13 protein-coding genes and 1 pseudogene are annotated in these 15,597 nt (G+C 49.9%); 5 read left to right on the forward strand and 9 right to left on the reverse strand.

Annotated features, from left to right (window positions below; translation table 11 throughout):
* A partial coding sequence (locus A7K91_RS26880) for a hypothetical protein (RefSeq protein ID WP_211274553.1) occupies window positions 1–201 on the forward strand: 201 nt, incomplete at its 5' end.
* Window positions 202–399: 198 nt separating this feature from the next.
* On the opposite strand, the gene A7K91_RS20565 is transcribed toward A7K91_RS26880, so the two are convergent.
* Window positions 400–1,920 (reverse strand): extracellular solute-binding protein, encoded by a 1,521-nt coding sequence (locus tag A7K91_RS20565; RefSeq protein WP_082967631.1) that lies wholly within the window; start codon window positions 1,918–1,920, stop codon window positions 400–402.
* A 141-nt stretch (window positions 1,921–2,061) separates the two neighbouring features.
* Here A7K91_RS20565 and A7K91_RS20570 point away from each other — a divergent pair, with 141 nt between their 5' ends.
* On the forward strand, window positions 2,062–4,371 hold the full coding sequence (locus A7K91_RS20570) for a helix-turn-helix domain-containing protein (RefSeq protein ID WP_245697723.1): 2,310 nt from the start codon (window positions 2,062–2,064) through the stop codon (window positions 4,369–4,371).
* On the opposite strand, the gene A7K91_RS20575 is transcribed toward A7K91_RS20570, so the two are convergent.
* Window positions 4,368–5,555, reverse strand: a complete 1,188-nt coding sequence (locus tag A7K91_RS20575; RefSeq protein WP_068686265.1) for an amidase — start codon at window positions 5,553–5,555, stop codon at window positions 4,368–4,370. The genes A7K91_RS20570 and A7K91_RS20575 overlap by 4 nt on opposite strands.
* Before the next feature lie 183 nt (window positions 5,556–5,738).
* Here A7K91_RS20575 and A7K91_RS20580 point away from each other — a divergent pair, with 183 nt between their 5' ends.
* Window positions 5,739–6,626 (forward strand): AraC family ligand binding domain-containing protein, encoded by an 888-nt coding sequence (locus A7K91_RS20580; RefSeq protein WP_082967640.1) that lies wholly within the window; start codon window positions 5,739–5,741, stop codon window positions 6,624–6,626.
* A gap of 12 nt (window positions 6,627–6,638) precedes the next feature.
* A complete protein-coding gene (locus tag A7K91_RS20585) occupies window positions 6,639–7,577 on the forward strand; it encodes a DMT family transporter (RefSeq protein ID WP_068686269.1) in 939 nt (312 codons plus the stop codon).
* Between the two features lie 170 nt (window positions 7,578–7,747).
* On the opposite strand, the gene A7K91_RS20590 is transcribed toward A7K91_RS20585, so the two are convergent.
* From A7K91_RS20590 to A7K91_RS20610, 5 genes and pseudogenes are all read right to left on the reverse strand, one after another.
* Entirely contained in the window at window positions 7,748–8,302 is a 555-nt protein-coding gene (locus A7K91_RS20590) for a DoxX family membrane protein (protein WP_245697725.1), read from the reverse strand.
* Between the two features lie 195 nt (window positions 8,303–8,497).
* A pseudogene (locus A7K91_RS20595) lies at window positions 8,498–9,055 on the reverse strand (type 1 glutamine amidotransferase family protein); the annotation flags it as partial.
* Window positions 9,056–9,158: 103 nt separating this feature from the next.
* Window positions 9,159–9,977 carry a sugar phosphate isomerase/epimerase family protein gene (locus tag A7K91_RS20600; RefSeq protein WP_068686271.1) on the reverse strand — a complete coding sequence of 273 codons (819 nt, stop codon included), beginning with the start codon at window positions 9,975–9,977 and terminating at the stop codon, window positions 9,159–9,161.
* A complete protein-coding gene (locus A7K91_RS20605) occupies window positions 9,974–10,768 on the reverse strand; it encodes a CPBP family intramembrane glutamic endopeptidase (RefSeq protein ID WP_068686273.1) in 795 nt (264 codons plus the stop codon). Before A7K91_RS20605 ends, A7K91_RS20600 begins: the two co-directional genes overlap by 4 nt.
* A gap of 75 nt (window positions 10,769–10,843) precedes the next feature.
* A complete protein-coding gene (locus A7K91_RS20610; RefSeq protein WP_068686275.1) occupies window positions 10,844–11,428 on the reverse strand; it encodes a TetR/AcrR family transcriptional regulator in 585 nt (194 codons plus the stop codon).
* A 270-nt stretch (window positions 11,429–11,698) separates the two neighbouring features.
* Between A7K91_RS20610 and A7K91_RS20615 the strand changes: the two genes are divergently transcribed.
* Window positions 11,699–12,211 (forward strand): hypothetical protein, encoded by a 513-nt coding sequence (locus tag A7K91_RS20615; protein WP_082967632.1) that lies wholly within the window; start codon window positions 11,699–11,701, stop codon window positions 12,209–12,211.
* Window positions 12,212–12,495: 284 nt separating this feature from the next.
* Here A7K91_RS20615 and A7K91_RS20620 read toward each other — a convergent pair whose 3' ends face one another.
* Entirely contained in the window at window positions 12,496–14,544 is a 2,049-nt protein-coding gene (locus A7K91_RS20620) for a class I SAM-dependent methyltransferase (RefSeq protein WP_068686277.1), read from the reverse strand.
* A gap of 26 nt (window positions 14,545–14,570) precedes the next feature.
* Window positions 14,571–15,212, reverse strand: a complete 642-nt coding sequence (gene cysC / locus A7K91_RS20625) for an adenylyl-sulfate kinase (protein ID WP_082967633.1) — start codon at window positions 15,210–15,212, stop codon at window positions 14,571–14,573.
* Between the last annotated feature and the right edge of the window lie 385 nt (window positions 15,213–15,597).

A 15,597-nucleotide genomic window follows, 5' to 3' on the forward strand; every position in this document is an offset into this window, starting at 1 on the left:
ACTCCAAGTGTTCCAAAACGTCTTGAGCAGCTATCGCTTTTTACTGTAAATTTAAGGAAGCGTTATGGGTCAAGCGTAGACCTTAGTGTCCGTAAAAACGCTAAATTGCAGCTTCTGGACTTTTTAACAGTCACGCATGACCGTTACAGAGCAAAAAAGCTAATTTTTAATGCAAATCTGAGACGTAACGGAAATGGATGACCGCTACAATTTATATTTATTCAAAAAGTCGCTTCTGACGGTCATAAATGTCCGTCACGCCACAGCAAGGAAACATTCATGCGCTCCCCTGTATCTCTGATCCGTTTGTCACGGTCGCCCGAAGAGGAGCGCAGCACATTATATCTTTCACCTACAGAGCAAGGGGCTCTCCAATGTCCCAGATTATTGCTGTCTGAATTAATCCTGGCCAAAATAAGCCTCGCTGTATTCCTTCATCATGTCCTCTCCCCCGCTGCGCTTCCAGCGGGCTACCTCTGCATCGAAGCCTTCGGGACTGAGCTGTCCCAGCATATATTTATAGGTAGCGTCCCTGATGATTTTATACAGCTCGGGGCTTTTTTCATCATAGGTTTTTGAATCCAGCCCCAAGGTGGGGTCGTTCACAATAAACTTTTCATTGTCGGCACTAAGCCGCTCCGCCTGCTCCAGCATATATTCCTGCTTTTCCACCTTCATAATATTGGGGTTGCTTACATCCGCAATCATAAGCGCATAAAGCGCATTAACCTCGTTTACGCGGAGCTGGGTCGTTTCCTCCGACAATCGAACCAAGCCGTTTATTTGCTTGTAATGGACATCCTCAATGCCAAAACGCAGCAAATTCGCAACCTCCTTATCCATCGTACGGTCAAAAAAAGCAAGATGCTGTAGCAGCTCCTCCTCTGTTTTAATCGCTTTTTTTGAAAACAGGTACAGCCCGTTGTAATTAGGGATCGACCAGACGCGGAAGCCGTCGGGGCCTGCAATCCGGTTCACGAGAGTAAATCTGGCCGAAGGATTAAGCTCCCTGGCTTCATCCTGAATGCGCTGGACATCGGTCATGCTCCCGATATAGGCTCCAGCCGCTCCCGTAATAATCTGGTAACGCTGAATATCCTTGCTCGCTACGGCAAAATCCGAATTGATTAATCCTTCGTCATATAACCTTTTCATAAAATCCATCGTATTCCGGTATGCCGCCGTATCAAATTCGGGAAAAACCCCGTTTTCTCCGACTCCCCAATTGTTTGGCGCGCCGAAGTAAGAGCTTAACGTTTTGAATGCGCCGTATACGAGATCATTGCGGTCTGTCAAGCCGATGGTATCGTTAAGTCCATTGCCGTCAGGGTCCATCGTTGTAAATTGCCGAAGCGTTTCGTACAGCTCATCCAGCGTTGATGGTTTTGGCAGGCCCAGCTTGTCCAGCCAGTCCTCGCGCAGAATGATGCCTTGCCTTGAAGAAGGCCTTTCCGTATAAAGGCCATATATTCGCCCGTCAACGGCGGCCTGATTCAAAATCCGGTCGTCCAAATGTCGCAAATTCGGAAAACGCTCCAGATAAGGACCAATTTCCCAAAAGACTTCATCGCGAATAGCATTTTTCACCATCATATAATCCGTATGTTTGATAAATGTCACATTTTTGAGTGATCCCGTGGAAAGAGCCGTATACATTTTGTCCGTGTAAATGCCGTCCCCTACCCACGTTACATCCAGCTGAACGCCAGTAAGACCCTCCAGCTTGTCCATCACTTCCTTGCTCGGCGCGTTCGGAAAATGCAGCGGCGCCATGATGGATATAACTGGATTCTGACGAGAGGCACGGTCAGCAACAATACTTGCTTGTGAAGTGCAAGCGGCCAGCATTACCGCCGCAAGCGTCACGGCTATCCACAGAAACAGTCTTCGCAAGGCGCCGTCGTACAAGGACTTGATCATTCGCAATCCCCCTTCTATAAGACTCTCAAAACAGGACCAGAGATAATGATTATTCGATGGCAAAGATGATTGTTGCCCAAAATGTATGCGTTTACTAAAATGATTATAACGGAATGATTTTCTGTTAGGAAGGGTATGGTGATGATCCTGAAGCCATTAAGTTTTTTGAGCAAGCTTACTATATTTGGTTTTCTTCTAGCTTCCATTCCCGTCCTTTTTATTGGCGCTTATGCCTACGTTACCACAACGAACGAAATCCATAAAAATGTAAATGCAGGAAAAATGCAGCTGCTCATGCAAATCAACTCCAATGTAGAGCAGAAATTGACAACTGTCAACCACACCTTGAATCAGGTGGTTCATTCCACTGTGATGAAAACCGCATTGGCGCAGCCGCTGGCGCCAGCCGATTTCGTCATCTACGATAATTTGCGCAGTGAAATCCGCTATATGCAAACCTTTGAGACGAGACTCTCCGATGTTGTGCTGATGAACCAGCGGCATAACTGGCTGGTCAAAAATTCGGGGCTGTACGCCCTTGAGCAATATCCTTATGTAAACGAGCTGAGCCGCCTTGCGGAGGACAAGAACGGAAGCGGCTGGATGCTGACGCCGGCGGAATGGTTTTACAGCGAGGAAGCTGCGGGAACTGCGGGCTGCGCCTATAATATAAGCCTGGTCAAAAAGCTGCCGGCAACAGGCAGCGATCAATTCGGGCTGGCGCTTGCCAATATTCCCGCCTGCAGTCTGCTGGAGCTGCTTGTACAGGATGCGGGCGACGATTCCGGCATGATGATCCTTGACGAGCAATACCGGATTTTGCTGCATTCCGATCAGGCGCTTATAGGCAAACCCGCTTCGGAGGCCGGCATTTATCCCTCCAGTCTGGATGGTGCTGAGGGGCATTTTACAGCCATGATCGGCAAAGCAAATTATTCCATATCGTATTACCGTTCGGGCTTGAACGACTGGATTTACCTGTCGGCTACATCGGTAGCAAGCATGACGAAGCAAGCCGATTCTATCGGCAGCTACGCTCTTTATATTTGTCTGGTTCTGCTTGCGCTTTCCTTGTTGTTTGCCTGGGCGGGCTCGCGCCGCATGTATTCCCCCATCCGCCGATTGCTGCTTCAGCTGGGAGAACGCGGGGGCCAGCTAAACAAGCCTCAAGCCAATGAGTTTCAAGCGATTGCAGACCGCGTATCCCATTTGTTTCAATCGCAAACAGCGCTTGAATCGGAGCTTCGCCAGCATGTGCCGCAGGTGCGCGCTTTTTTTCTGATTCGCGCTTGCCATGGCAGCATCAAGCCGCATGAAATTAACGACAAACTGGAGCAGTTCGGGTATGGCGAGCAGCTTGACCAATGGAAATCGATGGCAACCGTAGCGCTCCAAATCGATTATTCCGAGGATAGCCGCTATTCCCGGGAAGACCAGGAGCTGCTTCTGTTCGCCGTGCACAATATGCTGGAGGAGCTCATTCCGGAGCATCTCCGTCTTCATCCGGTCATTATGGATCAAATGATTGTGGTTGTCATCGGCAGCGATATTCAGGAGAATGAAGACTTCGGCAATATGACCTACGAGCTTACCGAGCGCATGCAGGGGAAAATCGACAGCTTCCTGGGCGTTGAGGTCAGTATCGGCATCAGCCTCCCCTTTGACTCGCTGTCATTGCTTGCTGCTTCCTATCGCGAGGCATGCGAGGCATTGAAGCAGCGTATCAAGCTGGGAGGCGGCATCATTATCCCTTACGCCAATATCAATGCGGGCAAGCCTTACCTCAGCCCAGGCTATCCGCTGCATATTGAAAGCGAGCTAATAGATGCAATACGGCTTGCCGACAAGGAAAAAGCAAAGGAATTGGTGCGAGCCTTCATGCAAGCCGTATTTGCGGCGGAGCTTGCGCCGCATGAATATCAGATTCCGCTTGCCCGGCTGTTAAACAACCTGCTGATCGTTATGCAGGAATCCGGCATCAGCCTGTCGCAAATTCATCCCCACGGCGTTTCACTGCTGGAGGAATTACTGGAAATCCGCACAGCTGCGGAAATCGAGGATTGGTTCTGGACAATGGCGGTTTACCCGCTTGTCCGCATTTTCAAGGATCGCCAGGCGGAGCAATACCATAATTTGTCTGAACAAATCATCGACCTGATCCAGCGCTGCTACGATACGGATTTGACGCTGGAGGAGTGTGCGCAGCGCCTTCATTACAACGCCAATTATTTAAGCAGCGTTTTTCGCAAAGAAACGGGCCATTCCTTCAGCGAATACTTGACGATGTACCGCTTCCAGATGGCCCGCAAATGGCTGGAAACCAGCGAAATCCCGATCAAGGATATCGCCGCTAAGCTATGCTACACCAATCCGCAAAATTTCATTCGTTCCTTTCGCAAGCAGGAAGGCGTCACGCCCGGCCAATATCGGGAAAAACGACGGACGGGCTAAACGGTTTTTATTAACTGGCTGTTAAGCCAGTGCAGCAAACGGAGGTCTTGTCCGCGTCCCGCAATAAAAGACAAACCAACCGGCAATCCGCCCGGGCCGGTGACCGGAACTGTGACCTGAGGCAATCCCGCCAGTCCGGCGGGACAGCTCAGTTGCAGCGTGCGCGACCGATTTTGCTCCACAGCTTCGCCTCCCAAACCGCGAAGCGGGGCCGCGCCGGGTACGGTCGGCACAACCAATAAAGCATCGTCAGCCAGCAATTCGTTCATTCGCTCGGCAATGGCCTGGCGCTTGGCAAAAAATCCATCACATTCCGTTCTGGACAAAGCCGAGGCCCATTGGAAACGCTCCGCGATACCCGGCCCAAAAGAAGGCTTAGCCGCAGAGATCCAATCCCCATGCTGCTCCCACGCCTCAATGGCTTGAATATGGCGGAACGTATCCATCCAGGCCGTAAGCCCTTCCTCCGCCACAATTATGTTTCTTTTTTTATTAGCTATTCTGAATGCGGGCGGCCAGCTTTCCAGAAAGTCCGTTAGCACGCTCTGCGTCTCCGGCTCGCACAGCTCCCAGAGGTCAACGCCTAGCACCATGCTTTGAAACGGCTTGTTTGAGGGTAAGCTTCGTGGTCCAAGCAGCGCCTCGCCAACCTTTTGCAGCGTCGCCGCATCCCGCGCCATCCATCCGATTGTATCAAAGCTTGGCGCAAGCGGTATGAGACCTGTTGTGTCCACCATACCGTGGGTAGGCCGGATGCCGTACAAGCCGCAAAGGGCGGACGGCACGCGCACCGAACCCCCGGTATCCGTACCAAGCGCGAAGTCGGCCAGGCAGGAGGCAACGGCGGAGGCTGAACCGCTGGAGGAGCCGCCGGGTATGCGTCCGGGAGCGGCAGGATTGACGGGTGTTCCGTAATGCGCATTTTCACCATTAATGCTATACATCAGCTCATCGGTTATCGTTACGCCTTCCATGGCAGCTCCGTTTGCGAGCAATTTCTCAATCGCTGGGGCGGTTGCTTCCGCCGCCTTATGCGTATCCAGCCAATCGGGATTGCCTGCCGATGCGGCATGCCCCGTTATAGCAAAAACATCCTTGACGGCAAACACAAGACCATCCAGGCCGCCGCTTCCCGTCGGCTCCAGCCGGACGGATTGATTGATATACGGATTGCCTTCCTTCATTGCACTCTCCCCCTCCTGTTTTTGCATTTACCATATCATGGCCGTAACAAACAGGCAAACCTCAAACGCGTCTGTTTTCAAAATACTTTGGTTATGCATGGTGAGCAATATGATACAAGAATTCCCGCCCATAATAAGGTACACTTAACGTCAGGAGAACGGAAGGGAATGAAGATTGACCGGATGGCGAATGAATCAAGAACCGTTGTATACGACGCAGATATTAAAGTTGAAGCTTATCATTTTCAGGGTATCATGCAAAAATTTCCTAATCACTTTCACGATTATTATGTCATCGGCTTTGTAGAAAGCGGCAGCCGTTATTTGACTTGCCTGAACAAGGAATATACGATTCATCCCGGCGATTTGATGCTGTTTAATCCGCGGGATAATCATGCCTGCGAGCAAATCGACGGCTCGCCGCTTGATTACCGCAGCCTGAACATACAGCCGGAGGCCATGATGGCAGCAGTACGGGAAATTACGGGCGAAGCCTATCTGCCGGTGTTTGCGCCGCAGGTTGCTTTTCGCAACGAGCTGGTTCCCGCCTTGAAGGAGCTGCATCAGATCGTTATGGCGGAAGAGCGGGATTTTCGAAAGGAAGAGCTGTATTTGCTGCTGCTGGAGCAATTGATTCTGGAGTATGCCGAACCTCGCGAGGCGTGTCCCTCCTCCCCATGCAGCTCGGAAATTGAAAAGGTATGCAGATATCTGGAAAGTCATTATGCTGAAACCATTGCGCTGGATGACTTAAGCGCGTTGAGCGGGCTTAGCAAATTTTATTTGATTCGCCAGTTCTCCAAGCAAAAAGGCATTTCCCCGTACAGCTATCTGGAAACCATTCGCGTGGACAAGGCCAAAAAGCTGCTGGAGCAAGGCGTGGGGCCTATGGAAGCAGCCATGCTGACCGGCTTTTCCGATCAAAGCCATTTCTCCAACTTTTTCAAAAAGCTTATAGGCCTTACGCCCAAGCAATATATGAACGTTTTTATCGATCAGAGGCAGCAGCCCAGCAGTAGCCCAGCAGCGGCAAGCGAGCTATTAATTAAACGGGATATAGAGCAGCACTGAGAAAGGACAATCATGAAAAATAGCACAACAATCGCGGGACATGCCGCAGCTATCCTCACGATTTTGATCTGGGGGACTACCTTTGTTTCCACCAAGGTTTTACTGGACTATTTAGGCCCGGTGGAAATATTGGCCGCACGGTTTGCATTAGGCTGGCTGGCCTTGTACCTTGTGCTGCCCCGGAGGCTGAAGGTCGGCGACCGCAAGAAGGAGCTTTATTTTGCCGCTGCCGGATTATGCGGAGTTACGCTATATTTTTTATTGGAAAATATCGCGCTGACCTACTCCTACACCTCCAATATTAGCGTTATTCTATCCACGTCGCCTTTTACAACCGCGCTTCTTTCTTATTGGGTCGGAGATGGCGAGAAACCGGGACGGCGCTTTTTTATCGGCTTTGCCATTGCGATTATCGGCGTTTTTCTGATCAGCTTCAGCGGAAACGCAGAACTGCGCATTAACCCTCTGGGAGATTTGCTGGCGGTGCTAGCGGCGCTTGTTTGGTCCGTTTATTCGGTGCTTGTCAAAAAAATAAACGGCTTTGACTTTCACGCCATCCAGTCGACAAGGCGTATCTTCATGTATGGTTTGCTGTTTATGACTCCGATTCCGTTATGGTCCGGCTTTTATTGGAACAGCGGCAATCTGCTTCAGCCGATTCCTCTAGGCAATCTGTTGTTTCTGGGCCTGGGAGCCTCCGCCCTGTGCTTTGTCACCTGGGGTAAAGCCGTTCAGCTGCTTGGCGTTGTTAGAACGAGCGCTTATATTTACACCGTGCCCGTCATCGCGATTATAACTGCCTTGTTGGTTTTGGGCGAAAAAATAACGGTTATGAGCGGACTTGGAGCTGCGTTGGCGATCGGGGGACTGCTGGTTTCGCAGATGAAATGGCGTCGTGCGGCGGCTGGTCAAAGAAAGGCTGCTATAAAACCGGAAACGGGAATGGGATAAAAGGAAAGCAAAAAGCGTCGTACCGGCTTCATAATGAAGCAAGGTGCGGCGCTTTTGCTGGTTTGTCAATGCTGGCTTGCAAGTGCTGTTATACCATAACGTTTGTGGTATATATTACAGCAGCAGCCCCATGCATTCACAACTATACATTTATTTTTGCAACGTTTGACTTATCGCTTTCGGCTCCAAGGCGTGCCAAGCAGCGGAAGCGCCCAGCGGTCAAGGCCATACCAGCCTGCCACCTTCCAGGCCAATACGAGCCATGTCGCCAAAATAAACAACAGCGGGTTTGTGCTGAGCGTACCCGCAAACAGGAAGCTTGCGTTCATAAACGCGCCAAAAAACGCTGCGACGCCAGTCAGCAGGCCCAAAATCAGGCCAAGTCCTACCAGAAGCTCGCCAAATGCAACCATATACGAAAAAACCTTGGCGTTGGGCAGCACCATGTTTTCAAGGAATGAAGCATACCAGCCCGAAACATCCTTTCCGTCAGCCGCTTTGCCGATTGCTCCGTTTATAAACCCCGTCAAGCCTGTTCCCGCTTCTGCTCCAACCCACTTTGGATTTGTCACTTTCCCCCAACCTGCCGTCACCCACGCATATCCGAGGTACAACCGTACAACAAGCCAAATAAGACCGGATCTGGTGTTGTTGAACAGGAAATTTGACACCGGATTTTCGGGAATAACGATGTTTTTCCCTCTTAATTCCTCTTTGATGCTCACAAACATCATCTCCTTTTCAATTTTCATGCCTATTTCTTTCTAATCATACCTAATAAATCGTCAAACATATACCAAAAAGTGAGCATCAAAGTATTTCTCCGACTAAAGTCCCAGATAATACTGCGGTCTGATAGCTCTTTGCAGCAGAGCTAGTCTTCTGTGGCTGATTTTTCGAATGTTCGCTTGATGAACAAGCTATCTCTTTTTTCTACCGAAAAATCGTCTATCGATGAGCCAAGCAGCAAGCAAGGACAACATACAGAGCATAGCCGTTACTCCATATGCTTCTAAGGAGAAAGGCCGTCCCTCCAGCTTCAGCTGGTCGGTGGCGCGATATTCAAGCCGCTTTGCGGCAAATTTTGCAGTTTGGACATCCTCTTGTTTTGCCAGATCCTCAAATGCAGGGTCCATAGCAAAACGGCCTGACATCCCGCGATGCAAAAACATCAGTTTTGCATGACTGCCGCTGTTATTCCATTGTTCAATATCCGCAGCAGCTTCAGATTCGGCATTAGCGCCAACAACAATCATTTTTGTGAGCGTCGGCAGGTCTTCTATCTGATGACGTGCGACCAGGTTCAAGCCGTGTTTCGTTACGATGGCTTCATTTTTGCTGGAAACCGTTATGGTGTTTGTTGTACCGGAAGCGCCATACGTATCGAATGCGGCGGACAAATCCAGCTCATCCGCGCCGTTATAAAGAAGCACGCCTGCTTTAACTTTGTTCCATTGATAAGCATTATTCAAAACATATCTGAGACCGATTAAAAAGCCTGGACATGCTATTTTAACAGCATACCCAGGCTTTTCCCGTTTCGTATAATTTCCGTTCCTTTGGCGGCCTACAAGTGGCGGCCTACAAGCCAAGCCTTATCTTTAACCACTCCGCAGATTGCTTCATATAGTGTGATTGATCTACGGCATCGAAGTGTTCAATGGCATAAGTACCTGGATAGCCGCTCTCCTTGAACCTGTCTACAAGGTCCGCAAGCGGAATACATCCATCGCCAACCGGAGACGGGTACAGCTTCGTCCCGTCAACGCAAAGCTTGGGTGCTCCGCCGTTCCCTGCATCCAAAGAGCGGTCCTTGCAATGTACATGTACGACGTGCTCCCTAAGCTTGCCATAAGCCTCAAGGACATCCTCGCCGCGATAAATAAAATTTCCGGTATCAAAGGTTATTCGGAGGTCCGGCACAGCCTCCAGAAACCATAACAGCTCATCGCTGGTGGAGAACGGAGCGCTGGCATCGTCGAAATCCTCCATCGTCACCGTGATGCCTTGTCTTGCTCCATGCTGGCACATATCCTTCAACGCAGCAGCCATGCCTTGCAGTGAATGGCTTCTCTCCTCCTGCGAAGCGTCCCCCCCGATAAAGCCGGGGATCACAAGCACCTTGTCAGCCCCAAGGGCAGCAGCCGCATCCAGAAAGGCAAGGCCGGGAGCGGAATCCCTCTTTTCACCAAACCGGAAAAAGCCATATACACATGCAACGCCCATGCCAGCATCATCCAGCATGCTTTTTAAGCCTGCAATGTCCTGCGACGCTGCGGCATAATCCACCTCAACAGCTTCAATACCGTAGCTGCGGGTTTCTTTTACCATTTCCGGCAATGATATTCCCCTCTGCTTTGCGGCCGTTTCAATATGATGAAAAAAGACGGAAAGCTTCACGCTACATTCACCTTCCTGATTTTTTTCCATAAGTATACGCTGTAGGCCAGCATCAGTACAATCTGAATGATCACGGAGATCAAGGCGGGTGTCGTTATTTCGCCAACGGTCACATAGCCGATACAATCATGGATGAAGTGCCAAAGAATAACGGGAATCAAGCTTTTGGTCAAAATAACCAGCTCGGCGCATACAAAGCCAAACAAAGCAGCAAAAACAATTTGCAGGCCCGTATAGGTCAAATCTGCGCCGCCGACTACGTTGACAAGATGGACGACGCCAAACAGCACAGACGAAACGATTGCGGCATAACGGATTCCTTTTTCCCCAAGCCGCTTCAGTATCAATCCACGGAAATAAACCTCTTCATTAATGCCTACTAACAAAGTAAACAACACAACCGCAATGAAATAACCTGTAGTGACATTTTCACGGAAGCCCGGCAGGAAGCTAAAGGCCTCAACCGCCAGGAGAGGAAGAAACCAGGCTGCATTGACCTTGGCTTGCCTGGTCATTCCCGTAAAGCCGTATTCTTTGAGGGAATAGGAGGACTTGGCCATCAGGGCAATACCAACCGCCGCCGACAGGAAGGTAAACCCCGCCTGAATCCAAATCGTTTGCGTCTCCCCTGTTTCCATAATGGTAGAGATTGTCCCTGCGGCTACCGGAAATACCATAATCAAAAACGCATAAAAGATGGAAATGGGCAAAACGCGTCTCTTTTTTCCTGCGGAAGCCGTTATTTGTTCGGTTGTTTTAGTGCCTGTTGTAGTGGATGGGTTAATGGACATGTCTGATGCTCCTCAATGTACGATGTGTCAATATTTTATTTAACTTCTCAAATCTTCTTTATCCTCCTTGCCCTTCTACTCGTCCGGTGGAGGAGGCTGCTTGCTTTTCAAGTACATATTCAAGCTTAAAAATGTATCCTTCAAAATGTTCTCCGTTTCAGCTTTGTCGAGATCAAACGTATTGGTGGCGCTCAAAGATGCAATGCCGTGTGTTATAAGCCAGGTGTTTACAAACAGCCGTCGGGCGGATTCCATGTCAAGCCCGCTCTGCGCCGCTATCATGCCCACAACCGCATCATTGTCATCGCCTTGGACCATATCAAACACGCTTTTCACCTCGTAATGCTCGGACATAAAAAGCAGCTTGAACAAATTTTTCTCCCTTTGCGCAAAATCGATATAGGCAAGCCCGATGCCAAGGAAAGGAATGGGATGATTCATCCCTTCATTTAAGTGCCCCTCATACGCAGCTTCCGCTCGCCGGTAAAGCTCTTGCTTAAGCTGCTCCATATTCTCATAGACGCGAAAAATCGGTTGCGTCGAGCAGCCTAGCCGTTTGGCCAATTCGCGCGCATTAACGGCCTGAATGCCGCTTTCACGCGTTAACTGAAAGGCTGATTCCGAAATAGCTTCCTTTGTTATTTTGATAGCAGGCGGCATCGGTTATATCCCCCTTTTCTTTTAAATAACACTTGTTATGTAACTTATGAAATTTAATATATACCATTTTACCCATCATGTCAACATTTAAAATATAACGTTCATCAGGACGAAATTTGTTACTGAGGTAACAGTTCAGAGGTCTTAGAGAGGGGAATGAATTTATGAAATAAGCACCTTGAGGCCGCTTTGAGGACATGATAGGGTAAAAAAACGAGGGGGAATTTTCCTTTTGTGCAACAGTAACAACATGGAGCAGGAGTGATTCCAATGAAAAAAAACACAACACATTTATTGAGCACAACAGCATTGGCTTTGATTTGTCTGGCCTTAATGCTGAGCGCTTGCAGCGGCAAAGAAAGCGGGCCGACAGCTTCCACGCCTGCTTCGGAGGCGACAGCTCAGCCTACAGCCCCTTCTACCGACGACGATTCGCAGGAGCAAAACAGTAAAGACGCCAAGCTTCCCGAGTATCTTCCTTCAGACTTTCCGCTTCCGTCTGATGCCGTAATCGGCACTTCACAGTCCTCTCAGAATGACGGCAAAAAAGCTGCGCTGCTTATTTTAACGTCAGAACAGGATATGGACAGCATCGTGAAGCTGTACAAGGACTATTTTGAAGGCTTGCAGATTAGTATGGACAGCCAATTTGTTGACGAACGAAATATCATTCTTCAGTGTGAAGATGAAGCCAGAGGGCATTCCTGGTCGATCATTGGAGGGAAAACAGCCGCCTCGGATGACAAAATCATAGAATTGACGATCACCTGGAGCGAGATATAGTCGTCGAAGCTCCGACATCATTTAACATCGCAGCTAAGACGTTGAGCAGCCGTCTCGCCTGCTATAAAAATAACCTCTTCGCTGCTGGCATCTCGCATGCAAAACCAATAATTGCTTAGCGCTCATCTCAGTAGCAGGCATAATAGCTGCTAGGTTTCCATCACGCATAAGCAAGTCCAAAAGCCGCTTATCCTATCGGACATACTAATCAATTGTCCAGGTGGATAAGCGGCTCTTTTAACAGCCTTTTAATGCCATCCGTTAGATGGGTTTGCTGTCGAGCTTTATTTTCGTTTTTCTATAATGAGCAGGCAGGTGCTATCCGGCAAAGGCGTCTCTTTCCCATCGCCATCGTATAAACGCACCTTTTCCCGCAGCGCCTCCGTATAACCCTCCTGCAAATAAGCGCGGCTTTCCAAAATAACGGCATCCTCGCCAAAAAGCTCCTGAATCAGCGCCTCATATTGGCTTAAGGTTAAATAGCCAAATTGCTCCTGCACCTCATGCACATAGGCCTCTTCCCCCCATGTATAGGTATACAGAAACTCCATGGCATCGTTCACCGGCATTAAAGCTTCATTAGGCGCTACCTTGGTGTATTGAATAGCTCTGCCTTTAAAATCCCGGCTATACCGCTCCAGCCAGGACATGCCGTCTTCCTGCAAAAAAACAATTTTCCGCGTGCCGTCCGGCTCGCTCATAATGCCATCGCGTATAAGTATGCGGCCCCCGGGAGCCAATGCCCGGAATGCGCTTTGCAGCGCGGCCTTCACTGTGCGCAGATTGAATTTTGCCCCCTCGTAGGGAATATAGGAATACAGCTCATGCAGAATGGATGAAAAGATAACCGTATCCGCCCCGCCTTCTCCCAGCAGCTCGTCCAGCTTTAGCGCATCGCCCTGCCGCACCTCCCAGCGTCTGCCCTCCAGCTGTTTTTTTCGAATTAGCGCGTCGACGACATTGGCGGCAATATCAATGCCCAGAGGCTGAACGCTGGGCAGCTCCTCCTCCAGCAGATCCAGCAGCACGCCTCCGCCAGGACCGATATCTACTACTCTTTGGCCTGCCACATAGTTCAGCAGCACCCTTTTGTAATCCACCGAGCTGTTCATATCGGACAAATACGTTTCTTCATTATGAAAACGGTCATAGGCGTCTCTGCGCAAGCCAAACAAGTCAAACAGCATCAGGACAGCCTGCTCGTACAGCGGCGATTTTTCCGCTTCCATGCAAAACTGTATCAGCTTATCTGCAGCCGGGGAAAAAACAAACTCGAAAAACAGCGTATCCGGCGCTCCATCCTGCCTCTCCAGCTTGACAGAGAGATGCCGTCCTTGCGATTCGGAGTCTTCTCCGTTCAAATAATGCTCGATCATTCTAAGCTTGTAGACATTGATTTTTTTGGCTCCGCGGTAGTCGTAATACATGGAAGCCATCGTTTTTTCCAGACTGATATGCCTGATATCGCCAAGCCCCGGCTCCGCCGCAATAGAGGTCATGATTTTCAGAAAATGGCCCAATGAAAAATGCTGAAGAGCGGGTTCTGCATACCAGAACGTTTTGTTCTGCAACGGAGTAAGCTTGCTGCTCAAGCTCTCCTCCTGCTCCAGCTTATCGTATATAGCGTCAAAATTTTCCCCTTTGCTTATTGCACCGTGACGCATTCGTTTGAAGCGCTCCCGCAGATCATCCGGCACGTCGCAGCCATGCCGCGCGATTGATGCAATGATGGCATAAGCCTCCGTTTTTGCCGCCTCCCATAACTCGCCGGAAACGGCGCCGATCACGCAATAAGTCAGATTATCCACAACATGGGCCAGCTCGCCTGGCGTCAGCATGCCCGTATGAGCAAGCCGGGACAGCATAAGTCCATCCGAAGGAGGCACCTCGCCGCGTATTTGCTGCCCAACGAGACCATGCCCTTCAATAAGTGCGGCAACGATTTCCGCACGGGGGGAGCCGTCCCCTTTTATCCTGCGATACAGCTGGGCGGAGCCAATATTGTGTACACGGCAATTAATGCCCTCCTGCTGCCAGAGTATCCGTTCTCGCACCGTTCCGCCTTTGGCCGTTTCACACCAGATCAAAACCTCCTCCAACAGCTCCTTGATCCAGAAGGATAGAGGGAGCTGGTCAAGCAAAGTCAAGGTTCGCTCCACATAATCCAGCACATGATTGCCTTCGGCAAGCTCGCGCAGCGACTTGATTCGCTCCACGTTGACAATTCGTTCCTCTGCGCTTATCAAATACCGGAGCCAAGGATGATTATCGGCATCCCCCGAGGATAAGCCGCTGGTGCGGTAGCGCTGAATGGCTTCTAATGATTTCAGCATAATTAATGCCTCCCTGATGGTGGGTTTCAGCTTGGGACATACGTCAGGCCGAGCAGCGCTTCGACACATTCCGAAACCGTCAGCTCTGCGGTTTTGAGTATCAGCTCGGGAAACTCCGGGGACTCGTAAGGATCGGAAATGCCTGTAAAAGAGGCAATTTCGCCACGGCGCGCTTTGGCATACAAACCTTTGACGTCGCGCCGCTCGCACTCCTCCATCGGGCAATCCACATATACCTCCACAAAACCGGGCAGCGTTTGCCTTGCATATTGCCTCATTTCCCGGTAAGGACTAATAAGCGAAGCGATAACGGTTACGCCATGCCGGTTCAGCATATCCGCCAGATAGACGGCCCGGGCGATATTTTCAAAGCGGTCAGCCCGGCTAAATCCCAATCCGGAGCCTAATCTTTTCCTTAGCTCATCGCCATCCAGCCACTCCACGGCAGTTCCTTTGCTGCGAAGCGCTTCGGCCAAAGCAGAAGCAATCGTGCTTTTTCCCGCGCCGGACAAGCCGGTTAGCCAAATGGTTTGTCCGCGCTCAGGGCTCGCTGCGCCGCTGCATGCTCTGTTGTCTGCGCTGTTGTCTGTGCCGTTACCTGTGCTGTTACCTGTGCTGTTGTCTGCGCTGCTGCTGGTTGTGGTTAGTCCGTTCCTTTGAGACTTCATATTTATACTCCTTTTTACACACCTTTTGGGCTCGCTGCCCCTTGATCGCGATTTTGTACGATTCATCGAACAAAATCACGAGCGAGCCGTCTCTTTTTCTATGCTTTGTACGTTTCATCGTACAAAATCGCGAGCGATACGCCTCTTTTTCTATACTTTGTACGATTCATCGTACAAAATCGCGAACGAGCCGTCTCTTTTCCTATACTTTGTACGTTTCATCGTACAAAATCGCGAGCGAGACGTCTCTTTTTCTATACTTTGTACGTTTCATCGTACAATATCACGAGCGAGACGTCTCTTTTTCTATACTTTGTACGTTTCATCGTACAATATCGCGAGCGATACGCCTCTTTTTCTATACTTTGTACGTTTCATCGTACAA

Origin of the sequence: Paenibacillus oryzae (assembly GCF_001675045.1) — a bacterium.
In the GTDB taxonomy this organism is placed as follows: Bacteria; Bacillota; Bacilli; order Paenibacillales; family Paenibacillaceae; genus Pristimantibacillus; species Pristimantibacillus oryzae.

Excerpts from the sequence above, each read along its gene's own strand:
- A7K91_RS20565 (WP_082967631.1), bottom strand. The coding sequence starts at position 1,920 with ATGATCAAGTCCTTGTACGACGGCGCCTTGCGAAGACTGTTTCTGTGG.
- A7K91_RS20570 (WP_245697723.1), top strand. The coding sequence starts at position 2,062 with ATGATCCTGAAGCCATTAAGTTTTTTGAGCAAGCTTACTATATTTGGT.
- A7K91_RS20575 (WP_068686265.1), bottom strand. The coding sequence starts at position 5,555 with ATGAAGGAAGGCAATCCGTATATCAATCAATCCGTCCGGCTGGAGCCG.
- A7K91_RS20580 (WP_082967640.1), top strand. The coding sequence starts at position 5,739 with ATGGCGAATGAATCAAGAACCGTTGTATACGACGCAGATATTAAAGTT.
- A7K91_RS20585 (WP_068686269.1), top strand. The coding sequence starts at position 6,639 with ATGAAAAATAGCACAACAATCGCGGGACATGCCGCAGCTATCCTCACG.
- A7K91_RS20605 (WP_068686273.1), bottom strand. The coding sequence starts at position 10,768 with ATGTCCATTAACCCATCCACTACAACAGGCACTAAAACAACCGAACAA.
- A7K91_RS20610 (WP_068686275.1), bottom strand. The coding sequence starts at position 11,428 with ATGCCGCCTGCTATCAAAATAACAAAGGAAGCTATTTCGGAATCAGCC.
- A7K91_RS20615 (WP_082967632.1), top strand. The coding sequence starts at position 11,699 with ATGAAAAAAAACACAACACATTTATTGAGCACAACAGCATTGGCTTTG.
- A7K91_RS20620 (WP_068686277.1), bottom strand. The coding sequence starts at position 14,544 with ATGCTGAAATCATTAGAAGCCATTCAGCGCTACCGCACCAGCGGCTTA.
- cysC (WP_082967633.1), bottom strand. The coding sequence starts at position 15,212 with ATGAAGTCTCAAAGGAACGGACTAACCACAACCAGCAGCAGCGCAGAC.